At 64.5% G+C, this 22,329-nt stretch carries 20 protein-coding genes; 10 read left to right on the top strand and 10 right to left on the bottom strand.

Annotated elements, in window-relative coordinates:
• Nucleotides 1–94 precede the first annotated feature (94 nt).
• The 4 genes from ACFQU0_RS06485 to ACFQU0_RS06500 all read left to right on the top strand — a co-directional run bounded on the left by ACFQU0_RS06485 (nt 95) and on the right by ACFQU0_RS06500 (nt 5,037).
• Nucleotides 95–802 carry a DUF4336 domain-containing protein gene (locus tag ACFQU0_RS06485; protein WP_382199356.1) on the top strand — a complete coding sequence of 236 codons (708 nt, stop codon included), beginning with the start codon at nt 95–97 and terminating at the stop codon, nt 800–802.
• A gap of 107 nt (nt 803–909) precedes the next feature.
• Nucleotides 910–3,513 (top strand): ATP-dependent chaperone ClpB, encoded by a 2,604-nt coding sequence (gene clpB / locus ACFQU0_RS06490; protein WP_382199357.1) that lies wholly within the window; start codon nt 910–912, stop codon nt 3,511–3,513.
• 34 nt (nt 3,514–3,547) lie between these two features.
• Nucleotides 3,548–4,294, top strand: a complete 747-nt coding sequence (locus tag ACFQU0_RS06495) for an alpha/beta fold hydrolase (protein WP_382199358.1) — start codon at nt 3,548–3,550, stop codon at nt 4,292–4,294.
• Nucleotides 4,294–5,037, top strand: coding sequence for an acetyltransferase domain-containing protein (locus ACFQU0_RS06500; RefSeq protein ID WP_382199359.1), 744 nt, complete (start codon nt 4,294–4,296; stop codon nt 5,035–5,037). The genes ACFQU0_RS06495 and ACFQU0_RS06500 overlap by 1 nt, the downstream gene beginning before the upstream one ends.
• On the opposite strand, the gene ACFQU0_RS06505 is transcribed toward ACFQU0_RS06500, so the two are convergent.
• Nucleotides 5,012–6,232 carry a GNAT family N-acetyltransferase gene (locus ACFQU0_RS06505; RefSeq protein ID WP_382199360.1) on the bottom strand — a complete coding sequence of 407 codons (1,221 nt, stop codon included), beginning with the start codon at nt 6,230–6,232 and terminating at the stop codon, nt 5,012–5,014. The genes ACFQU0_RS06500 and ACFQU0_RS06505 overlap by 26 nt on opposite strands.
• Here ACFQU0_RS06505 and ACFQU0_RS06510 point away from each other — a divergent pair.
• Nucleotides 6,231–7,904 (top strand): NAD+ synthase, encoded by a 1,674-nt coding sequence (locus tag ACFQU0_RS06510; RefSeq protein WP_382199361.1) that lies wholly within the window; start codon nt 6,231–6,233, stop codon nt 7,902–7,904. The two genes, ACFQU0_RS06505 and ACFQU0_RS06510, sit on opposite strands and share 2 nt — an antisense overlap.
• Before the next feature lie 7 nt (nt 7,905–7,911).
• Here the strand turns inward: ACFQU0_RS06510 and ACFQU0_RS06515 are convergent, their stop codons facing one another.
• Nucleotides 7,912–8,934, bottom strand: coding sequence for an asparaginase (locus ACFQU0_RS06515; RefSeq protein ID WP_382199362.1), 1,023 nt, complete (start codon nt 8,932–8,934; stop codon nt 7,912–7,914).
• 64 nt (nt 8,935–8,998) lie between these two features.
• On the opposite strand from ACFQU0_RS06515, the gene ACFQU0_RS06520 reads away from it, so the two are divergent.
• The gene (locus ACFQU0_RS06520; protein WP_382199363.1) at nt 8,999–9,337 is read left to right on the top strand and encodes a P-II family nitrogen regulator; all 339 of its coding nucleotides are present in this window, start codon (nt 8,999–9,001) and stop codon (nt 9,335–9,337) included.
• Between the two features lie 6 nt (nt 9,338–9,343).
• On the opposite strand, the gene ACFQU0_RS06525 is transcribed toward ACFQU0_RS06520, so the two are convergent.
• The 3 genes from ACFQU0_RS06525 to ACFQU0_RS06535 are packed head-to-tail and all read right to left on the bottom strand — an operon-like array spanning nt 9,344 to nt 10,861.
• Entirely contained in the window at nt 9,344–9,928 is a 585-nt protein-coding gene (locus tag ACFQU0_RS06525; protein WP_382199364.1) for an LOG family protein, read from the bottom strand.
• Between the two features lie 4 nt (nt 9,929–9,932).
• Nucleotides 9,933–10,334 (bottom strand): diacylglycerol kinase, encoded by a 402-nt coding sequence (locus tag ACFQU0_RS06530; protein ID WP_382199365.1) that lies wholly within the window; start codon nt 10,332–10,334, stop codon nt 9,933–9,935.
• A complete protein-coding gene (locus ACFQU0_RS06535; protein ID WP_382199366.1) occupies nt 10,331–10,861 on the bottom strand; it encodes an RDD family protein in 531 nt (176 codons plus the stop codon). The genes ACFQU0_RS06530 and ACFQU0_RS06535 overlap by 4 nt, the downstream gene beginning before the upstream one ends.
• Nucleotides 10,862–11,115: 254 nt before the next feature.
• Here ACFQU0_RS06535 and ACFQU0_RS06540 point away from each other — a divergent pair, with 254 nt between their 5' ends.
• From ACFQU0_RS06540 to ilvC, 3 genes are all read left to right on the top strand, one after another.
• Nucleotides 11,116–12,891: an acetolactate synthase 3 catalytic subunit gene (locus ACFQU0_RS06540; RefSeq protein WP_382199367.1), complete on the top strand. Its 1,776-nt coding sequence runs from the start codon at nt 11,116–11,118 to the stop codon at nt 12,889–12,891.
• Nucleotides 12,892–13,040: 149 nt separating this feature from the next.
• Nucleotides 13,041–13,532, top strand: a complete 492-nt coding sequence (gene ilvN / locus ACFQU0_RS06545) for an acetolactate synthase small subunit (protein ID WP_382199368.1) — start codon at nt 13,041–13,043, stop codon at nt 13,530–13,532.
• 60 nt (nt 13,533–13,592) lie between these two features.
• Nucleotides 13,593–14,609 (top strand): ketol-acid reductoisomerase, encoded by a 1,017-nt coding sequence (gene ilvC / locus ACFQU0_RS06550; RefSeq protein WP_382199369.1) that lies wholly within the window; start codon nt 13,593–13,595, stop codon nt 14,607–14,609.
• 62 nt (nt 14,610–14,671) lie between these two features.
• Here ilvC and ACFQU0_RS06555 read toward each other — a convergent pair whose 3' ends face one another.
• The 5 genes from ACFQU0_RS06555 to ACFQU0_RS06575 form a co-directional block, all read right to left on the bottom strand.
• Nucleotides 14,672–15,931 carry an acyl-CoA dehydrogenase family protein gene (locus tag ACFQU0_RS06555; protein WP_382199370.1) on the bottom strand — a complete coding sequence of 420 codons (1,260 nt, stop codon included), beginning with the start codon at nt 15,929–15,931 and terminating at the stop codon, nt 14,672–14,674.
• A gap of 27 nt (nt 15,932–15,958) precedes the next feature.
• A complete protein-coding gene (locus ACFQU0_RS06560; RefSeq protein ID WP_382199371.1) occupies nt 15,959–17,065 on the bottom strand; it encodes a phosphotransferase in 1,107 nt (368 codons plus the stop codon).
• 25 nt (nt 17,066–17,090) lie between these two features.
• The gene (locus tag ACFQU0_RS06565; RefSeq protein ID WP_382199372.1) at nt 17,091–17,810 is read right to left on the bottom strand and encodes a Crp/Fnr family transcriptional regulator; all 720 of its coding nucleotides are present in this window, start codon (nt 17,808–17,810) and stop codon (nt 17,091–17,093) included.
• A 63-nt stretch (nt 17,811–17,873) separates the two neighbouring features.
• Nucleotides 17,874–18,656 (bottom strand): oxepin-CoA hydrolase, alternative type, encoded by a 783-nt coding sequence (locus tag ACFQU0_RS06570; RefSeq protein ID WP_382199373.1) that lies wholly within the window; start codon nt 18,654–18,656, stop codon nt 17,874–17,876.
• A gap of 3 nt (nt 18,657–18,659) precedes the next feature.
• Nucleotides 18,660–20,180 carry a 3-hydroxyacyl-CoA dehydrogenase gene (locus ACFQU0_RS06575; RefSeq protein ID WP_382199374.1) on the bottom strand — a complete coding sequence of 507 codons (1,521 nt, stop codon included), beginning with the start codon at nt 20,178–20,180 and terminating at the stop codon, nt 18,660–18,662.
• A 66-nt stretch (nt 20,181–20,246) separates the two neighbouring features.
• Here ACFQU0_RS06575 and ACFQU0_RS06580 point away from each other — a divergent pair, with 66 nt between their 5' ends.
• Nucleotides 20,247–22,328 carry a type IV pilus assembly protein FimV gene (locus ACFQU0_RS06580; protein ID WP_382199375.1) on the top strand — a complete coding sequence of 694 codons (2,082 nt, stop codon included), beginning with the start codon at nt 20,247–20,249 and terminating at the stop codon, nt 22,326–22,328.
• The last annotated feature ends 1 nt before the right edge of the window (nt 22,329 follow it).

Here is a 22,329-nt window from a genome sequence, read left to right on the forward strand (position 1 = left end):
TGGGCTTGGGCTTGTGCCACAGCCATGTCGACATCGTTCTATCGCCGTGGCGCGTTGCTTGGCACCATGGTTCATCAACACTCGCTGAACCGACATGCTGACCCAACACGACACCCATCTCTGGAGCGTAAGACACGAATTCAAGGTACGCGGGCTTGCGATCTCGTCCCGGATGACTGTTGTTCGGCTGGAAGGCGATCAACTCTGGTTGCACTCACCGGTCCCCCTTCGTAGGGCCTTGCAAAACGAGTTGACGGCCTTGGGCCGGGTGCGGTGGCTGGTGGCCCCCAGTTGCGCGCACGACCTGTTTCTCCATCAAGCCTGCGAAACCTTCCCCGATGCCGAGGTATGGGTGGCGCCAGGCCTGTTGGGTGCGGCCACCGCGCCGCCCGGCGCACGAACATTGGACCGCGAAGCGCTCGCCCAATGGCGCCCCTCGTTGGATGGGGTTTTGATTCAGGGCATGCCCCAGGTCAACGAGACGCTGTGGTTTCACAGGCCATCGGGCACCTTGATCGTGACCGACTTGTTGCAATGGTGGCAAGGGTCGCTGCGCTGGAGCACGCTCGTGTGGGCACACGCCATGGGCGTGCGCAAGCGCGTGGGCGTTTCCCGATTTTTTGGTCGTTTTGTGCAAGATCAGCGGGCGTTTCACCACAGTTTGGCCGTTGTGTCGGATTGGCCGGTGCGCAGGGCGCTGCTGTGCCATGACGCCGAGCTGCACTGGAACACACCGGCCCTGGCGCTGGCGGATGTAGGTCAGGCACTGGGTTTGTCCTTGTCCGACCAGGCCCCGACTTGACCTGCGTCATTGACACCGTTGAGGCGACGCCGGAAGCTGTGCCCCAGGCTTGAAAAGACCACCGCCGGCCCCACGTCGGTGTCAATCAAGTTTTTTGGAGCCGCGTCATGCGCATCGACAAATTCACCACCAAGTTCCAGGAAGCCCTGAGCGAGGCACAGAGCCTGGCCTTGGGCAACGACCACGCCTACATCGAACCCGCCCACGTGCTGGTGGCCATGCTGCGGCAAGAAGATGGCCCCAAGGCGCTGCTGCAGCGCGCGGGTGTCAACACCGCCGGATTGCTCACCGCCTGCGAAGCGGCTGTCAAGCGCCTGCCCCAGGTGCAGGGCCAGGACCAAGTGCAGGTCAGCCGCGACACGGTGACGCTGATGCAGGCGGCCGAAAAGGAGTCCATCAAGCGCGGTGACCAGTTTGTGGCCAGCGAGCTATTTTTGCTGGCCGTGGCCGATTTCAAGGGCGAACTGGGCCGCATTGCCAACGAAAACGGCCTGAACCGCAAGAGCCTGGAGTCTGCGATCACCGCCGTGCGCGGTGGGCAGAGCGTCAACAGCCCCGAGGCCGAAGGCCAGCGCGAGGCGCTGAAAAAATATTGCCTGGACCTGACCGAGCGTGCCCGTTTGGGCAAGCTGGACCCCGTGATTGGTCGCGACGACGAGATTCGGCGCGCCATCCAGGTGCTGCAGCGGCGCACCAAAAACAACCCGGTGCTGATTGGCGAGCCCGGCGTGGGCAAAACGGCCATTGTGGAAGGCTTGGCGCAGCGCATCGTGGCGGGCGAGGTGCCCGATTCGCTCAAGGGCAAGCGCGTGCTCAGCCTGGACATGGCCGCGCTGTTGGCGGGCGCCAAGTTCCGAGGTGAGTTTGAAGAGCGCCTGAAAAATGTGCTCAACGAACTGGCCAAGGAAGAGGGCCAGACCATCGTCTTCATCGACGAGTTGCACACCATGGTGGGCGCCGGCAAGGCCGAAGGCGCCATGGACGCCGGCAACATGCTCAAGCCGGCGCTGGCGCGCGGCGAGCTGCACTGCGTGGGTGCCACCACCCTGGACGAATACCGCAAATACATCGAGAAAGACGCCGCGCTGGAGCGCCGCTTTCAGAAAATCCTGGTGGGCGAGCCCACGGTGGAGGCGACGATTGCCATCTTGCGTGGCCTCAAGGAACGCTACCAGGTGCACCACGGCGTGGACATCACCGACCCCGCCATCGTGGCCGCGGCCGAGTTGTCCAACCGCTACATCACCGACCGCTTCCTGCCCGACAAGGCCATCGACCTCATTGACGAGGCCGCGTCCAAGATCAAGATCGAGCTGGACTCCAAGCCCGAGGTGATGGACAAGCTGGACCGTCGCCTGATCCAGTTGCAGATCGAACGCGAAGCCGTCAAGCGTGAAAAGGACGAGGCGTCTCAGCGCCGGTTGGAGCTGATCGACGAAGAGATCGAGAGCCTGCAGAAGGAGATCGCCGATCTGGACGAAATCTGGAAGGCGGAAAAGGCCACCGCGCAAGGCAGCGCACAGGTGCGCGAGGAGATCGACAAGCTGCGCCAGCAGATCGACTCGCTGACCCGCAAGGGCGACCTGGCCAAGGTGGCCGAGCTGCAATACGGCCAGCTGCCCGAGCTGGAAAAGCGCTTGCAGGAAGCTCAGGCCAAAGAGGCGGGCAAATCTGCCGCCGGCAACGCCAACCGCCTCTTGCGCACCCAGGTGGGGGCAGAAGAAATTGCCGAGGTGGTGAGCCGCGCCACCGGCATCCCGGTCGCCAAGATGATGCAGGGTGAAAAAGACAAGCTGCTGCAGATGGAGGCCAAGTTGCATGAGCGTGTGGTGGGACAGGACGAGGCCATCGTTGCGGTGGCCAATGCCATCCGCCGCTCGCGTGCGGGTTTGAGCGACCCGAACCGGCCCACCGGCTCCTTCCTGTTCCTGGGCCCCACCGGTGTGGGCAAAACCGAGCTGTGCAAGGCGCTGGCTGGCTTTCTGTTTGACAGCGAAGACCACCTGATCCGCATCGACATGAGCGAGTTCATGGAGAAGCACTCGGTGGCCCGCCTGATTGGTGCGCCACCCGGCTACGTGGGCTACGACGAGGGCGGCTACCTGACCGAAGCCGTGCGCCGCAAGCCCTACAGCGTGTTGCTGCTCGACGAAGTGGAAAAGGCCCACCCTGATGTGTTCAACGTGCTGCTGCAGGTGCTGGACGACGGCCGCCTGACCGACGGCCAGGGCCGCACGGTGGACTTCAAGAACACCGTCATCGTGATGACCAGCAACATCGGCTCGCACATGATTCAGGCCATGACAGGCCAGGACGCCGAGGACATCAAGGATGCGGTCTGGGGCGAGCTGAAAAACCACTTCCGGCCTGAGTTTTTGAACCGCATCGACGAGACGGTGGTCTTCCACAGCCTGGATGCGCAGCACATCGAGGCCATCGCGGGCATCCAGTTGGCGTTGTTGCAAAAGCGCCTGGCGCAGATGGACCTGTCGCTGGAGGTCACGCCGGCCGCGCTGGCCGAGTTGGCCAAAGTGGGTTTCGATCCGGTGTACGGCGCGCGCCCGCTCAAGCGGGCCATCCAGCAGCGCATCGAGAACCCGCTGTCCAAGCTGATTCTGGAGGGGCGGTTTGCGCCCAAGGACGTGATCCCCGTGGGGGTGGACCCCATCCGGTCACCGGGGCAGTTCAGTTTCGAGCGACAGGTGCATTGAGCCCCTTGGGGGCGGATGAGGCATCATGCGGCGCATGACGTCTCATTCGCAGCCTCCTTCCATCGTATTGGTGCATGGCGCATGGCACGGCGCCTGGTGTTGGCGCCGCGTGTTGCCCGCTTTACGCGCTGCGGGCGCGACGGCGCATGCCGTCACGTTGACGGGCGTGGGCGATCGAAGCCACTTGCTGACCGCTGTCAGCGGCGTGGAAACCCACGTGCAGGACGTGCTGGCGCTGATCGAAGCCGAGGAGCTGGCGTCCGTGGTGCTGGTGGGGCACAGCTACGGGGGCTTGGTCGTCACCGGGGTGGCCGATGCCCTGCTGGCGCAGTCGCCCGAGCGGCTGCACTCGCTGGTGTACGTGGACGCGGTGGTGCCACACAGCGGCGAAAGCTGGAGCAGCACGCACACGCCGGAGACCATCCAGGCCCGATTGAACCAGGCCGAGGCCAGTGGCGGCCTGTCATTTCCTGCACCTGATGCGTCGGTGTTTGGCCTGGAGGGGGCTGACCGTGCGTGGGTGAACCGCCGGCAAACGCCACAACCTGTGGCTGTCTACCGCTCGCCCTTGAAGTTTGACGAAGCGGCCTGGGCCCGCGTGCCCCGGCTGTTCGTCGATTGCACCTCACCCGCCTTGCCCACCATCGCGGTGAGCCGGGAGCGGGTTCGCGCGCAAGCCGGCTGGCATCTGCAGACGCTGGCCACAGGGCACGATCCCATGGTCAGCGAACCCCAGGCTTTGGCCGACATCTTGTTGAAGTGGCAGGCACAGGGCCAATGATGGGCAAGCCTTTGGCTGGTGGCGCACGCCTGGACCGCATTGACGCGCTGCGCGCGGTGGCCATGTTGTGGATGACGGCTTACCACTTTGCGTTTGACTTGCGGTTTTTTGGCTGGTTGGACGCAGATTTCTACCGCGACCCGTTCTGGACTGGGCAGCGCACGGCGATCGTCTCGCTGTTTCTGTTTTGCGCGGGGCTGGGTCAGGCCGTGGCCCACGCGCAGGGACAGAGCTGGGCACGCTTCTGGCGCCGTTGGGCCCAAGTGGCGGGCTGCGCCTTGTTGGTGAGTGTGGGGTCGTGGTGGATGTTTCCACACAGCTTCATCTACTTTGGCGTGCTGCATGGCCTGGCGGTGATGTTGGTTGTGGCCCGGCTCAGCGCGGGCTGGTCGGGCGCCGTCTTGTTGCCACTGGCCTTGGTGACATTGGCCTTGCCTTCGTTGGCGGCCTCGCACATCGCAGCCCAGCCCCTTTGGCAGTGGCTGAATGAGCCGTGGGCCAATTGGCTGGGCTTGATTTCGCGCAAGCCCATCACCGAAGACTACGTGCCCCTGCTGCCGTGGCTGGGTGTGATGTGGCTGGGCATGTGCTGTGGGCGTTGGGCGCTGCAACGCCCTGGCTCGGCGTTGGAAGGCCCGGCGCCCGGGTGGATGGCGGTTCTGGGTCGATGGAGCTTGAGCTACTACATGCTGCACCAGCCGGTGCTGCTGGGGGTGCTCAGCGCCGTGCGCTTTGTTGCTTGAACGGGTTGCGTGCCTCCAGGTGCGCCATGTAGTTGTCCACGCCTTCGCCTTCACGCGTCAGAAAACGTTCCACCGCATCGGCAAAGGCCGGGTGGGCCAGCCAGTGCGCGCTGTGGGTCTTCACGGGCAACAAGGCGCGGGCCATTTTGTGTTCGCCCTGGGCGCCGCCTTCAAAACGCCGCACGCCGTGTGCGATGCACCACATCAATGGCTGGTAGTAGCAGGCCTCGAAATGCAGGCAGTCCACCCGCTCCAGCGCACCCCAGTAGCGGCCGTAGGCCACCGCAGGTGAGGCACCTGTGTCGCTCAGGGCGATAAGGCTGCTGGCGATGGGGCGGCCTTGTGCGTCTTCGGCGATGAAGAGAAGCCAGTGACCGGGCATGTCGCGCGCGATGGCTTCAAAAAACGCGGGGGTGAGGTAGGGCGCGTTGCCGTGTTCCAGGTAAGTGCGTTCGTAGCAGCGGTAGAAAAACGCCCAGTCTGCGGCGGTGATGTCCTGGCCCCGCGCCCATCGGAAACGCACCCCGGCATCGCTCACCTTGCGCCGTTCCTGGCGGATTTTTTTTCGCTTCTCCTGGTTGAGTGTGAGCAGAAAGCTGTCGAAATCGGCGTAGGGGGGCGTGCCGTTCTGCCAGTGGAATTGCACAGTGTGTCGTGCCATGAGCCCTTGGGTGGCGGCCGTTGCCATGTCGGCATCCCGCGCGAACAGCAGGTGCAGCGATGAGATGTTTTCCGCCTCGCAGTACGCCTGTGCGGCCCGCAGCAGCGCGGCACGCGCGTGCGCATCGCGGGCCAATAGCCGCGCACCCGTTACGGGCGTGAAGGGCACCGCGATCACGGCCTTGGGGTAGTAGCGCAGGCCGTGGCGCTGGTAGGCCTCGGCCCAGGCCCAGTCGAACACGTATTCGCCGTACGAATGGCTTTTGAGGTACAGCGGACAGACCGCGTGCAACTCGTCACCAAGCCACAGGCTGATGAAGCGCGGCGCCCAGCCGGTGTGGGGGGCGGCGCTCTCGCTCTGGTGCAGTGCGCAGAGGTATTCGTGCCGCACAAAAGGGCTGGGGTCGTCGCAGTGCTGCAGCAGGGCGTTCCAGGCAACGCGGGGCAGGGCGGTGGGGTCGTCAACGACCCGGGTGACATAATCGTTTGCTGCCAATCCGGCTTCCTCGGTTTTCTGTTCCCGTCCGTTGTCCATGACCGTTTCCATCAGCATCGCCCAGCTCAATTTTGTCGTCGGCGACCTGCAGGGCAACGCCCAGCGCATCGTGCGGGCCGCCCGCGAGGCCCATGGGCGCGGCGTGCGCTTGTTGTTGACCCCTGAACTGGCCTTGTGTGGCTACGCTGCCGAAGATCTGTTTCTGCGGCCCGCCTTCATCGACGCCTGCGATGATGCCCTGAAAGCAGTGGCCCGCGAGACGGCGGGGTTGAGTGGCCTGCGCATTGTGGTGGGCCACCCGGCCCGCCGCCCGGGCGCGGAGCGCACGCGCAGCGTGTCGGTGCCCGGCTTGGTGAATGCGGCCAGCGTGGTGTGTGACGGGCAGATCACCCACACGTACGCCAAGCGCGAGTTGCCCAACTACCAGGTGTTTGACGAGCGGCGCTACTTCGCGCCCGGCAACACCCCCTGTGTGTTTGACGTGCCCGGCCACGACGGCCAGTGGGTGAAAGTGGGCTTGCTGATCTGTGAGGACGCCTGGTTCCATGCCCCGGCGGCCGATGCCAAGGCCGCAGGCGCCGAGTTGCTGGCTGTCATCAACGCCTCGCCCTTCCACGTGGGCAAGGGTGGCGAGCGCGAAACCACCATGCGCGAGCGTGTGGCCGATGTGGGCCTGCCCTTGGTGTACGCCCATCTGGTGGGTGGGCAGGACGAAATTGTGTTTGAAGGGCGCAGTTTTGCCCTCAACGCCGATGGCGCGCTGGCGGCGCGCGCACCCAGCTTCAGCGAAGCGGCGTTCGATGTGGCGCTCGATGGCGGCAGGCTGTCGGGCGCGATGGCGCCCGAGGGTTCGGTGGAAAGCGATCTCTGGCATGCCTTGGTGATGGGGGTGCGCGATTACATCGGCAAAAACGGCTTCCCCGGCGCGCTGCTGGGCCTTTCAGGCGGCATCGATTCGGCCCTGGTGCTGGCCATCGCGGTGGATGCGCTGGGCAAGGACAAGGTGCGTGCGGTGATGATGCCTTCGCCTTACACGGCCGACATCTCGTGGATTGACGCGCGGGACATGGCCACACGCATGGGCGTGCGCTACGACGAAATTTCCATCCGTCCCGAGTTCGAGGCCTTCAAGGCCAGCCTGGCAGGCGAATTTGCCGGGCTCAAGGAAGACACGACCGAAGAGAACATCCAGGCGCGCATCCGTGGCACGCTGCTGATGGCCTTGTCCAACAAGTTCGGCAGCATCGTGCTGACCACCGGCAACAAAAGCGAGATGGCCACCGGCTACTGCACGCTGTACGGCGACATGGCGGGTGGTTTTGCGGTCATCAAGGACGTGGCCAAGACCATGGTGTTCCGCCTGGCACGCTGGCGCAACGCCCACGATCCCTTTGGCGCCGGCACCGACCCCATCCCTGAGCGCATCATCACCCGCCCGCCCAGCGCCGAGCTGCGGCCCGACCAGACCGATCAGGACAGCTTGCCCGAATACGAGGTGCTCGACGCCATCATTGAGCGCTACATGGAAAACGACATGGACCCGGCACAAATCGTGGCCGCCGGTTATCCCCAGGCCGCTGTGGAGCAGGTGGTGCGCCTGATCCGCATCAACGAGTACAAGCGCCGCCAGTCACCCGTGGGTGTGCGCGTCACCCACCGGGGCTTTGGCAAGGACTGGCGTTACCCCATCACGTCCAAATACCGGTCTTGAAGCTTGTTCAATGGTGCTGCAATTGCAGCACCGATCGCATGTCGCCCACCTCGATGCCGGCGGCGTTTTTCATGGGTGGGGGCAGCAGCACTGCCAGGGCCTGGCGGCTGGCGTCGTTGGTCCACCCGAGTTGGTCCAGGGCCGACACCAAGGCCACCATCAGCGGCGTGAGGTTGCCGTCGCTCACCTTGGCCGCGATGCCCACGCCCCGGCTGAAGCTGGCGATGGCCTGCACACCATCGGCGCCCACCTTGCTGACCCAGTCACCGCCGCCCGCCCGCATCAGGAACAGGTCGTTGCGGCCTTCGCCACTGACCATCTCGGGGTGGTGGCTCATGGCGCGTGCCACGCGCAACGGCGTGCTGCCGTAGACCGAATCGGGAGTGCTCAGCGTGAGGCGGGCGAAGGCCTGGGCCAGGGCGCGCAGTGGCAGCGCGTAATTGGGTGCGCTGCAGCCGTCGGTGCCGCGCACCAGGCGTTCGGGCGCGATGCCACTGAAATGCGCCACGCTTTGGGCGATGGCCTGCTGCACCGGGTGCGCCACGTCCAGGTAGCCGGCCAAGGGCTGACCCAGCACGTGCGCGAGCATCAACATGCCCGTGTGCTTGCCGGAGCAGTTGTGTTGCAACCGGGTGTATGTCGCGCCAGGCGGAGGCGTTTGGCCCAGTGTCCGGAAAAAGTAGGGCTCGTGTGTGCCACAGGCTAAAGCCGCGTCGCTCGCGCCTATGCGTGCCAGCAGCGTTGCCACGCGTTCCGTGTGGCGCGGCTCGCCGTTGTGGCTGGCGCACAGCAGGGCGATGTCGGCGTCCTCCAGCGACCACCGCTGCGCTGCCTGCGCGATCAGCGGCATGGCCTGAAAAGGCTTGAGCGCCGAGCGGGTGAAGAGGGGGAAATCGATGTCGCCCGCGCTGGCCAACACGTCACCAGAGGCGCTGACCACGGCAAAACTGCCGAAATGGACGTTTTCAGGGTGGCCGCCGCGGAAAGTGGCGGCAATCGGAACGTGACGGGGCAGATGAGGTGTGGGCATGGGCCCACATTGTGCCCCGCGTGATAAAGTTTTGGCTTTCCCCACTCAGCCCGGAGCCCCACGCATGAAGCAGATCACCGCCGTCATCAAACCCTTCAAGCTGGAAGAGGTGCGCGAAGCCCTGGCCGAGCAGGGGGTGACCGGTTTGACGGTGACCGAGGTCAAGGGCTTTGGGCGCCAGAAGGGCCACACCGAGTTGTACCGTGGCGCCGAGTACGTGGTGGACTTCCTGCCCAAGGTCAAGATCGAGGTGGTGGTCAAGGACGATGACGTGGACCGCTGTGTGGACGCCATCATCCGCGCGGCCCGCACCGGCAAAATTGGCGACGGCAAGATTTTTGTCACCGAGGTGGAGCGCGTCATCCGCATCCGCACCGGCGAACAGGACGACACGGCGGTCTGATTCCGATCAGATCTCGTCCAGCCTGGCCTGCGTGGTCAGGCCCGCGGCCTGCACCAAGTTGGGCAACAGCGCGGTGGCGTCCGCCTCCACGCGCAACATGTCCATCTGCCAGTCGCCCATGAAGCCTTGTGCGACGGCGCTGCGAAAAAAGCCCATCAGGCCGTCGTAGTAGCCCGCGCTGTTGAGCAGGCCCAGCGGCTTGTTGTGGTAACCCAACTGCTGCCAGGTCCAGACCTCAAACAATTCCTCAAACGTGCCAATGCCGCCAGGCAAGGCCAGGAAGGCATCGGCGTGTTCGGCCATCAGGCGTTTGCGCTCGTGCATGGTTTGCACCACGTGCAGTTCGGTGCAATCGGTGTTGGCGGCTTCCTTGTCCACCAGCGCCTGCGGAATGACACCAATGACGCGACCTCCGGCCGCCAGCGTGGCTTGAGCCACCACACCCATCAGACCATTGCGCCCGCCGCCGTAGACCAGTTGGCCACCGTGGCGGCCTATCCACTCGCCCACTTGGGCAGCGGCTTCGGTGTAGGTGGGCAGGGCGCCAGGGCGCGAGCCGCAATAAACGCAGAGAGAGAAGTTCGGGGTCATGTCGTCAGAAGAAGTGGTGCCACAGAGCCGCAGCCCAGATACCGCCACACAGCAGCAGGCTGAGCAGCACAGCCGCGCTGCCCATGTCTTTGGCACGTTTGGACAGCGCGTGCCACTCGGGGCCAATGCGGTCGATGGCGGTTTCAATGCCGGTGTTGAGCAATTCGACGATCAGCACCAGCACCACGGCGCCACACAGCAAGGCGACTTCCAGCCAACTCTGGCCGACCCAGAACGCCAGGGGCAGCAGCAGCACGGCGGCCACCATCTCCTGGCGTAGCGCAGTCTCGCCCCAGCCGGCGCGCAGGCCTTCGAGGGAATAGCCAAAGGCGTGCACCAGGCGCGACAGGCCGTGGCGCTGCTTTTGTGCCGTGGGCGCCTCGCGTTCCTGCATGGGGGCGGTCATTTTTTGCGCTCCACGTGGACGAGGCGGGTGCCGGCCAGCGCGTCGTGCCAGAACTGCCCAAGCGGGTGAAAACGCGAGAGGATGGCCCAAATGGCCACCCAGCCGCAGACGAGCACCAAGGCCTCGCCGCCGCTCACGCCCTGCGCCCAACTCACGGCCAGCGGCGGCACAAACCACAGCCACGACAGCACGTAGCGCCACAGACCTCGCGCTTGGGTGATGGGTTGACCTAGGGCATCGACGACACGGATGTCCCAGGTTTTCATGGCCAGGGTCTGGCCTTTCGACCAGAACCAGGCGAAATAAATGCCGAACACCACAAACAGAAAAAACTGCAGGCCGAACCGGTTGTCCAGTGCGTGGCGGGTTTGGGTGAGGGTGGAAAACAAATAGCCGGCAATGAACACCACACCAAACATCAACATGCCTTCGTACAGCCAGCAGGCCATGCGGCGCATCAGCGTGGGGGCCCTCAGCGGGGCGGTGTTGGCGGTGGCGGGGGATGTGGAAACCGGTGCGGACGACATGAGACGGGCGCCTGGGGCGCAAGAACAGTGCGCGGATTGTCGCATCACGAAATGAACAATTTTTATGGATTGATTTTTGTGGCAGCTTGCTGCAGTGCGATAATGCGCGCTGCAAGTCAAAAGGCAAACGGGTCTTCGTCGCGCGGTTTACGTTACCGCCCATGGCGTTGGCCTCAAGTCCCGAAGCCGCTTCACAAGAGTGGGCCAAGGGGCACCCAAGGTATTTCGTCAGAGAAATTCTCGAAAGGTTCATCATGGAAATCAACAAGGCCGAAATGGCCTCGGCCGCCGCTGCCGGCGCAGCCGATTCCCAAGAACTCCGCGGAGCGGAAATCCTCGTCAAGGCCCTGCAGGCCGAGAACGTCCAGTACATCTGGGGCTACCCCGGTGGTGCGGTGCTGCACATCTACGACGCTTTCTACAAACAAGACACCATTCAGCACGTGCTGGTGCGCCACGAACAGGCGGCCGTGCACGCTGCCGACGGCTATGCCCGCGCCACCGGTGATGTGGGCGTGGCGCTGGTCACCTCCGGCCCCGGCCTGACCAACGCGGTCACCGGCATTGCCACGGCCTACATGGACAGCATTCCCATGGTCATCATCAGCGGTCAGGTGCCGACTGCGGCCATTGGCCTGGATGCCTTCCAGGAGTGCGACACCGTCGGCATCACCCGCCCCATCGTCAAGCACAACTTCCTGGTGAAGGACGCGCGTGACATGGCCATGGTGATGAAAAAAGCGTTCCATATCGCCCGCAGTGGCCGCCCCGGCCCGGTGGTGGTGGACATCCCCAAGGATGTGTCCTTCAACAAGGTGCCCTACCACGGCTACCCCGAGAAGGTGGAAATGCGCTCCTACAACCCGGTGCGCAAGGGCCACGGTGGGCAAATTCGCAAGGCGCTGCAGCTGCTGCTCAATGCCAAGCGCCCCTACATCTACACCGGCGGCGGCGTGCTGCTGGGCAACGCGGTGCAAGAGTTGCGCACCCTGGTGGATATGCTGGGTTATCCAGTCACCAACACCCTGATGGGTTTGGGTGCCTACCCCGCCACCGAGAAAAAATTCCTGGGCATGCTGGGCATGCACGGCACCATCGAAGCCAACAACGCGATGCAAAACTGCGACGTGCTGCTGGCCGTGGGTGCACGTTTTGACGACCGAGTGATTGGCAACCCCAAACACTTCGCATCGGTCGATCGCAAGATCATCCACATCGACATCGACCCGTCCAGCATTTCCAAGCGCGTCAAGGTGGACGTGCCCATCGTTGGCGACGTGAAAGATGTGTTGACCGAGCTGATCAACATGGTGCGCGAGAGCACCACCCGACCGGACGAGAAAGCCTTGTCGGCCTGGTGGGACACCATCGAAGGCTGGCGTGCGCGCGACTGCATGAAGTACGACCGCGGCAACAAGGACGTGATCAAGCCGCAGATGGTGATCGAGACCCTGTGGAACATGACCAAGGACGCCGATGCCTACATCACGTCCGACGTTGGCCAGCACCAGATGTGGGCGGCGCAGTACTACAAGTTCAACGAACCGCGTCGCTGGATCAACTCCGGTGGCCTGGGCACCATGGGCGTGGGCATCCCGTACGCCATGGGCATCAAGCTGGCCAAGCCCGAGAGCGAAGTCTTCTGCGTCACGGGTGAAGGCTCGGTGCAGATGTGCATCCAGGAACTGTCCACCTGCCTGCAGTACAACACCCCCATCAAGGTGCTGTCGCTCAACAACCGTTACCTGGGCATGGTGCGTCAGTGGCAGGAGATCGAGTACTCCGGCCGCTACAGCCACAGCTACATGGACGCGCTGCCCAATTTCGTGAAGTTGGCCGAGGCCTATGGCCATGTGGGCCTGCTGATCGAGCGCCCCGAAGACGTGGAAGGTGCGTTGCGCGAGGCGCGCCGCCTGAAGGATCGCACGGTGTTCATCGACTTCCGCACCGATCCGACCGAAAACGTTTTCCCCATGGTTCAGGCCGGCAAAGGCATCACCGAGATGCTGCTGGGTTCCGAAGACCTGTAAGCGGTTGAGCGTCAGGCGTGGTGCGTTGAGCGTGGGTTCACGCCAAACGCTCAACGCCCAACGCTGAACTTCCCCCAGACGAATCTATTTGTCGCCAAGCCCGCTGTTTACCGGCAGCGGGGGAGGGCGCAGAAAAGAGGAATCAACACATGAAACACATCATTGCCGTTCTCATCGAGAACGAAGCCGGCGCCCTGTCCCGCGTGGTGGGCCTGTTCTCGGCCCGGGGCTACAACATCGAATCGTTGACTGTGGCACCGACGGAAGACCCGTCCTTGTCGCGCATGACCATCCAGACCACCGGGTCGGACGACGTCATCGAGCAGATCACCAAACACCTCAACCGCCTCATCGAAGTGGTCAAGGTGGTCGATCTGACCGAGGGCTCGTACACCGAGCGCGAGCTCATGATGGTGAAGGTGCGCGCGGTGGGCAAGGAGCGCGAGGAGATGAAGCGCATGGCCGACATCTTCCGTGGCCGCATCATCGACGTGACCGACAAGAGCTACACCATCGAACTCACCGGCGACCAGGCCAAGAACGACGCCTTCCTGCAAGCCATAGAACGCAGCGCCATTTTGGAGACGGTTCGCACCGGCGCCAGTGGCATTGGCCGTGGCGAACGCATCCTGCGCGTCTGACCCCTTCTTCTTCACCCGCTACCATTGCTGGTTTTTCACAATTTCAACCGGAGCAACCCCATGAAAGTTTTCTACGACAAAGACTGTGACCTGAGCCTGATCAAAGGCAAGACCGTGGCCATCATCGGCTACGGCTCGCAAGGCCACGCCCACGCACAAAACCTCAACGACAGCGGCGTCAAGGTCGTGGTCGGCCTGCGCAAGGGCGGTGCCTCGTGGGACAAGGTCGGCAAAGCCGGCCTGACCGTGATGGAAGTCAACGACGCCGTCAAGGCCGCAGATGTGGTCATGATCCTGCTGCCTGACGAGCAGATCGCCGAGGTGTACACCAACAACGTCGCGCCCAACATCAAGCAAGGCGCTTCGCTGGCCTTCGCCCACGGCTTCAACGTGCACTACAACCAGGTTGTGCCACGCGCCGATCTGGACGTGTGGATGGTGGCTCCCAAGGCACCCGGCCACACCGTGCGCAACACCTACACCCAGGGTGGCGGCGTGCCCCACCTGGTGGCCGTGCACCAGGACAAGAGCGGCAAGGCCCGTGATCTGGCCCTGAGCTACGCCATGGCCAACGGTGGTGGCAAGGCCGGCATCATCGAGACCAACTTCAAGGAAGAGACCGAGACCGACCTGTTCGGTGAACAGGCTGTTTTGTGTGGTGGTGCGGTCGAGCTGATCAAGATGGGTTACGAAACCCTGACCGAAGCTGGCTACGCACCCGAGATGGCCTACTTCGAATGCCTGCATGAGCTGAAGCTGATCGTGGACCTGATCTACGAAGGTGGCATCGCCAACATGAACTACTCGATCTCCAACAACGCGGAGTTTGGCGAGTATGTGACCGGCCCCGAGGTGATCAACGAAGAGTCGCGCAAGGCCATGCGCAATGCGCTCAAGCGCATCCAGAACGGCGACTACGCCAAGATGTTCATCCAGGAAGGCCGCCTGAACTATCCGTCGATGACGGCCCGCCGCCGCAACACGGCCGACCACAGCATCGAAGTGGTGGGTGCCCAGTTGCGCGCCATGATGCCCTGGATTGCCAAGAACAAGCTGGTCGATCAGACCCGCAACTGATCTGCTTCCAGCAACAAAAACGGCCCCGATCGGGGCCGTTTTTGTTTTCGGGCGCCGGGCGTTCAGCAGCCGCGCGTCACCGGCATGTCCACCTCGCTTTTCAGAGCGAGTTGTTTGGCCAGCTCCAGCTTGGCCAGGGACTGGCGGTGCACCTCGTCCGGGCCGTCGGCCAGGCGCAGGGTGCGTTGGTGGGCATAGCTGTAGGCGAGCGAGAAGTCGTCGCTGACGCCGGCTGCGCCGTGCGCCTGGATGGCCCAGTCGATGATCTGGCAAGCCATGTTGGGGGCCACCACCTTGATCATCGCGATCTCGGCCTTGGCCACCTTGTTGCCCACGGTGTCCATCATGTAGGCGGCCTTGAGTGTGAGCAGGCGCGCCTGTTCGATCATGCAGCGCGCCTCTGCAATGCGTTCATGCCACACCGATTGGGCCGAAATGGGCTTGCCAAATGCCACACGGCTGTTGAGGCGTTTGCACATCAGCTCCAGCGCGCGCTCGGCCGCGCCTATGGTGCGCATGCAGTGGTGGATGCGGCCCGGGCCGAGGCGGCCCTGGGCGATCTCAAAGCCACGACCTTCCCCGAGCAGCAGGTTGGTCACCGGCACGCGCACGTCCTTGAGCAACACTTCCATGTGGCCGTGTGGCGCGTCGTCGTAGCCGAACACCGACAGCGGCCGTAGCACCGTGATGCCCGGGGTGTTGGACGGCACCACGACCATGGACTGCTGCGAATGGCGGGGCGCCTCGGGGTCGGTCTTGCCCATCACGATGTAGACCGCGCAACGCGGATCACCCGCGCCGGAGGACCACCACTTGCGACCGTTGATGACGTAGTGGTCGCCGTCCCGGCGGATGCTGCACTGGATGTTGGTGGCGTCTGAAGAGGCCACCTCGGGCTCGGTCATCAGGAAAGCAGAGCGGATCTCGCCGCGCAGCAGCGGCTCCAGCCATTGGTCCTTGATGGCTTCGCTGGCGTAGCGTTCCAGTGTCTCCATGTTCCCAGTGTCCGGCGCCGAGCAGTTGAACACCTCGGCGGCAAACGGCACACGACCCATGATTTCGCACAGGGGCGCGTATTCCAGGTTGGACAGGCCTTCGGGTGCGCGTGGTGAGCGTGGCAAAAAGAGGTTCCACAAGCCGGCGGCACGCGCCTTCGGTTTGAGCTCTTCGATCAGGGTGGTGGGCACCCAGGCATTGCCCTTGGCGCGGTTGGCTGCAATTTCTTCAAAAAAACGCGCCTCGTTGGGGTAGATGTGCTCGTCCATGAAAGCCAGCAGGCGGGCTTGCATGTCCTTGACTTTGGGGGTGTAGTCGAAATCCATGGGGAGTCCTAGGGTGGGGAAAGGGGTTCAACCGTGCTGCTGGGCGAAGCGCCAGGCCATTTCGGCCATGGGGCGAGCGCCCTCGGCCGACTTGCGGGCCTGTGCGCTGGAGGCGGTGCCGGATTCGGCACGCTTGGCGATGCCTTGCAAGATGGCGGCGAGGCGGAACATGTTGTAGGCCAGGTAGAAGTTCCAGTCGGCCCGCAACTGCTCGGGCGTGGCCAGGCCGGTGCGCTGGCAGTACAGGGCGATGTATTCGTCTTCGGAGGGTATGCCGAGCGCCGCCAGATCCAGCCCACCGATGCCACGGAACAGCCCCGGCGGGATGTGCCACGACATGCAGTGGTAGCTGAAGTCGGCAAAGGGGTGGCCCAGGGTGGACAGTTCCCAGTCCAGCACGGCCAGCACACGCGGCTCGCTGGGGTGGAACATGAGGTTGTCGAGCCGGTAGTCGCCGTGCACCACCGACACCAGGTCTTCGCGGCGCGCCATCGCCGGGATGTGGGCGGGCAGCCACTCGATGAGCTGTTCCATCTCTGGGATGGGCTGGGTCAGCGGGCCGGCGCCGTCGGCGCTGGCCTGGTACTGTTTGGTCCAGCGGCCAATCTGGCGCTCGAAGTAGTTGCCGGGTTTGCCATAGGTGCTCAACCCGGCGGCGGCCACATCCACCGTGTGCAGCGCGGCCATCACACGGTTCATTTCGAGGTAGATGTCGCGTCGCTCGGCAGGGCTGAAACCGGGCAGGGACTGGTCCCACAACACACGGCCTTGCACGAATTCCATCACATAAAAGGCGCGTCCGATGACCGACTCGTCCTCGCACAACACAAACATCTGCGCCACCGGCACGCCGGTGCCGCGCAGGCCGCTCATGACTTTGAACTCCCGTTCGATGGCGTGGGCCGAGGGCAGCAACTTGGCCACCGGGCCGGGTTTAGCGCGCATCACGTAGGCACGGCCAGGCGTGAGCAGCTTGTAGGTGGGGTTGGACTGGCCGCCCTTGAACATCTCGACCTGCAGCGGGCCGGCGAAACCGGGCAGGTGGGCCAGCAGCCAGCGCTCCAGCGCGGGCACATCAAAGGCGTGTTGGTCGGCCACGGCACGGGTGCCGGTGAAATCTTCAGTGGCACTCATGTCGCGGTGGACTCCGGAAAAAAGATCAGTTTTCGGCTTCGGCGATGCGCATCAGCATTGGCCGGTCGCGCAGCACCAGGCCACCGGGTTCGATGCGGATGGCGTCTTCGCGCTCCATGGATTTGAGTTCCTGGTTGACCCGCTGGCGCGAAGCACCCAGCAGTTGCGCCAACTCTTCCTGCGCCAACTGCAGACCGATGCGGACCTCGTTGTTGTCGTTCAGGCAGGGCACGCCGTAGCTGCGTGCCAGGTGCAGCAACTGCTTGGCCAGCCGCGCACGCAAGGGCAGGGTGTTGAGGTCTTCGACCAGACCGAACAGCGTGCGGATGCGCCGCGCCTGCAGCCGCATCAAGGCCTCGTACAGTTCCACGTGCTGGGCCAGTATTTTCTGGAAATCGGTGCGCGACACGCACAGCAGCGTGGTGGCACCGTGTGCGTAGGCATCGTGGGTGCGCCGGTCGCCGTCGAACATGGCCACATCGCCAAACCACACGCCGGGTTCTACATAGGTCAGTGTGATCTGCTTGCCCGACAAGGAGGTGGAACTCACCCGCACCGCGCCCTTGGCCACCGCGGTCCACTCGGTGGGCGGTTCGCCGCGGGCGACGATCAGGTCGCCGTCCTTGAAGCGTTTGACGTGGGCGCATCGAAGAATGTCGTGTCTCAGGGAGGGCGAGAGGTTGGAAAACCAGCGACCGCTGTTGATCGCCTCTCGTTCGTCCATTGTCAGAATCGGTTCGTCCATGGGCTGTCTTTTCAGTGACTGGATAAGCCGGGTTTGTCGCGCGAGCGACCCCGGCGGTTCGACTCAGCGGTACCGGGGTTCGCGCTTTTCAAGAAAGGCGCCAATGCCCTCGCCGCCATTGGCATGGTGCAGGTTGCGCACAAAGTGATCGCGCTCGGCGCTCAGTTGTGCGTGCAGCGCCTGGTTGGGTGCGTCGTTGACCAGCTCCTTGAGGCTGGCCAGCACATTGGGCGCGCGTGCATTGAGCCGCTCAGCAAGCGCCAGCGCGGCGTTCACGCTGGCGGTGGGTGCCGTGACCTCGTTGACCAGACCCAGTGCATGCAGGCGGGGCGCGCTCATGCGTTCGCCCAGCATCAGCAATTGCATGACGGTGGCGCGCGGCAACTGCCGCGCCAACGCCCAGCTGCCACCGCCGTCGGGCGACAGGCCCACGTTGCTGTAGGCCATCACAAACACCGCGTTGTCGGCGGCCACCACCATGTCGCAGGCCAGCGCCACCGAGAAGCCAGCGCCGGCACAAGCGCCTTCCACCGCCGCGATCACCGGCTTGGAGCAGGCGTGGATGGCCTCAATCCAGCTGTGCAGGCCTTCGTCCATGCCACGCGCCTGGAACTCCGGCGGCTTCTGACGGTTGTCCTTGAGCCGCTGCAATTGCCCACCAGCGCAGAAGTGCGCCCCTTCGCCGGTGAGCACGATGCTGCGCACCTCGGGGTTGCTGTCGGCGGCATTGAAGGCCTCGATGCCGGCGGTGTAGATGTCGGGGCCCAGCGCGTTGCGGTGCTCCGGGTTGCTGATGGTCAGCACCATGGTGGCGCCGACGCTGTGGCTTTGGAGCGATGCGGCCACCGCTCAGCCCTCTTCGTGCATGAGGCTTAGGCCCAGCGCGCCACGCCGGCGCAGCCAGGGGCTGGGGCGGTAGCGTTGGTCGCCGTACACGGTCTGCAGGTTGAACAGGATTTCGAGCACGTTGGTGGGGCCCACGCGGTCGCCCATGGCCAGCGGGCCCATGGGGTAGCCCAGGCCCAGGGTGACGGCGGTTTCCAGGTCCTTGGGGCTGCAGATGGCCTGCTGGCAGATGTCGGCGGCGATGTTGACGATGGTGGCCACCACGCGCTGGGTGACAAAGCCGCCGCTGTCGCGCACCACGCTCACAGCCTTGCCGTCTTTGGCAAATAGGGCGTGCGCGGCGTCGCGCATGTCGGGGCGGGTGGCGGGGTTGGTGGCCAGCACACGGCGCTTGGTGGCGGCGTCTTCCAGCATCATGTCGATGCCCACGGTGCGGGTGGCGTCGAGGCGCTCCACGGCGGCGATGGTGGTCACGTCCATGCCCAGCGGCGCCACCAGAATCAGCGCCTGTTCGCTCGGCTGTTGCCCGGTTTCGATCCGTGCACCCAGGTCCTTGAGCAACTGGTACAGCTCGGGGCGGCGCGCGGCCTTGGCCGGCACCCACACGGGTGGCAGTTCGGCCACCTGGGGCACGGGTGGCTCGGGCGGCATTTGTGCCACGCCATCGGCGTATTTGTAGAAGCCTTCGCCCACCTTCTTGCCCACCACACCGCCGGCCAGGCGCTGGGCGGTGATCACGCTGGGGCGGTAGCGCGCCTCTTCGTAGTACTGGTGGTAGATGGACTCCATCACCGGGTGCGAGACGTCGAGTGCCGTGAGGTCCATCAGCTCGAAGGGGCCCAGGCGAAAGCCCATCTGGTCTTTGAGGATGCGGTCGATGGTGGCGAAGTCGGCCACGTTTTCGCCCACCACGCGCAAGGCCTCGGTGCCATAGCCCCGGCCTGCGTGGTTGACGATGAAGCCCGGGGTGTCTTGCGCCAGCACGGGCGTGTGGCCCATGGCGCGTGCGTAGGCGCTGAGCTGCTCGCACACGGCAGCGTCGGTCTTGAGGCCTGCAATGACCTCAACCACACGCATCAGCGGCACGGGGTTAAAAAAGTGGTAACCGGCCAGACGCTGGGGGCGCTTCAGTTGTGCGGCAATGGCCGTCACCGACAGCGAGGAGGTGTTGGTGGCCAGCACCGCGTCGGGGCCAACAATGCCTTCGAGGTCGCCAAAAATCTGGCGCTTCACGTCCAGGCGTTCCACCACGGCTTCCACCACCATCTGGCAAGGCGCGAGTTGAGTCAGTTCAGTGGCGATGGACAAACGGCCCTTGAGTTGCGCCACCGCTTCGGCTGTGAGCTTGCCTTTGGCGGCCAGTTTGTCCCACTGTTCGCCCAAGGCCGCAGCGGCCTTCTCGGCAGCGCCTGCACCAGCGTCAAACAGCCACACCTGGCTGCCGGCCTGCGCGGCAATTTGCGCAATTCCGCGACCCATGGCGCCCGTGCCCACCACCCCTACTGTTTCAAATTGGAGACTCATTGCTCTGACCCTGCCTCAATCGTTAATTGGTTATGACAAAATGTTTCCGTACACCGAACAACGCCCATGGAAACCAAGGAACGCCTGATGCTCAAGTATGCGCTGGGCGGTATTGTGCTCTCGACCTCACTGCACAGTGCCGCATTGTCCTTGGGTGGCTCATCGGGGCAGGCCGTCATTGGTCGCCCGCTGGACATATCCGTGCGGTCGAGCGCGCCGCTGGCCGACATCGAATCCGCCGGTTGCCTGTTGGCCGAAGTGCAGTACGGTGACAGCGTCTTGCCCGCCAGCAGTGTGTCCCTGAGCGTACAGGCTGCGGGCGATGGGGCCCTCATACGCGTGCGCAGCAGTGTGCCGGTCAACGAGCCCGTGGTCAGTGTGTTGCTGCAAACCGGTTGCGCCGCAGATCGCTACAGCCGCAAGTACACCTTGCTGGCCGATCTGGACCCGGCATTGGCGCCGCCGCCCGCCGTGGCGTCGCCACCGCTGGTGGTGTTGTCGCCACGGACGGGTGCGCCCGCGCAGCTGCCCAGCTTGCCACCACTGGCACCGTCCAGCCCTGGCGCTGTTTTGGCCGATCCTGCACCGCTCGCCGCCAACCCGGTGCGCCCGTCGCCACCTGTAAGGCAGACGCCGCCACCTGCACCACAGGCTGCCGCCAGCCCACCCCGCCCCAAACCTGCGGCACGCCCTCCTGCGCGCCCCAAGCCTGTCGCTGCCAAGCAGGTGGCTGCGGCACCGGCCGCGCCCAAAGCGGCGGCAGCGGCGCCCGTGGCACCTGCGCCAGCGCCAGCAGGGTCACGGCTCAAACTCGATCCTGTGGACTTGTCGCCCGGTCAGAACCCAGGTCTCAAACTCAACACCGAGTTGCAGGGCCCGCTGACCGGCACCGAGGCAGATCGCAAAGCCGCGGCCGAGTTGTGGGCCGCCTTGAACACGCCGCCTGACAAGGCCGCCGAAGACGCCCGCCGTTTGGCCTCGATGGAAGCCGAATTGAAGGCCTTGCGCGAGCATCAGGCCGGGCTGCAAGCCAGCATGGCCGCACTCACCGCTCAGATTCAGGCCGAGCGCGATGAGCGTGCGCCCAAGTCGTTGTTGTACGCACTGGCGGCGGCGCTGGTGCTGGCAGGTGCGGCGCTGGCCTGGTTGTTGACCGAACGCAAGCGGCAGCGCGCCACGCAGGGGCAGGGCGATCTGCCCTGGTGGCAATCGGTGCAGGACAGCGGCGGCGTGGCCTCGCTGCCCGCCAGCACGCCCAGCGCACCGACGTTGGCCGCAGCGCCTGCCGCGCCCGTCACGCAGGCGGCTGCCGTGGCATTCCCTGAGGTGGACGACAACGCCATGGCGGCCTTGCATGTGAATGAGGCCACCGAGTCCTCGTTCGCCGCGTTCACAGAGGATGCGCCGGTGTCGCTGGAAGCGTTGCTGGACCTGGTGCAGCAAGTGGAGTTTTTCGAATCGCTGCAACAAAACACTGAGGCCACCTTGGTGCTGGAACAGTTTGTTGAGGAGCACCCCTCGTCGTGCGAGTTGCCCTACCTGCTGATGATGCAACACGCGCAGGCGCAGGGCGACACCGAGCGCCTGCGCGAGCTGGCGCGTCGTTTTGAGCTGGCGTTTGGTGCCCAGGCACCCGATGTCACCTGCTACACGCCGGGTGTGGCTGGGCTGGACACGCAGTCCAAGTTCATCGATGTGCTCACGCGGTTCTGGCCCGACGAGCAGGTGCTGGGCTTGCTGCGCAACACCGTGCTGGCGCCGCCCGGTACCGGTTTGCTGGAGAAGCACAGCCTGCAGGCCTTTGAAGATGCGCTGTTGCTCTACAGCGTGGCGCACACCTTGTTGGGCGACACCGACTTGCGCACGCCTGGCCCCGCGCCGGAGGCGGTGGCCTCCTGGGTGGCCCCTGCCGCTGTTGCGGTGGTCGCTGTCGCTGCGCCTGTACCTGCGCCAGCGCCAGCGCCGGTCGAGTCTGACGGTGGGCTGGATCTGGACCTGTCCTTCACCCCCGACCACGACATCCCTGCGCCCGCCGAGGCGCCGGTGCCCACCGACGAATCACAGGGCCGCGAGCTGCCCATGCTGGATTTCGACCTGTTTGCCATCGAGGAAGAAGACAAGGGCGGCCAGCCGCCTGCCAAAACCTGAG

It is taken from the genome of Hydrogenophaga defluvii (assembly GCF_042665235.1).
GTDB lineage: Bacteria > Pseudomonadota > Gammaproteobacteria > Burkholderiales > Burkholderiaceae_C > Hydrogenophaga > Hydrogenophaga defluvii_A.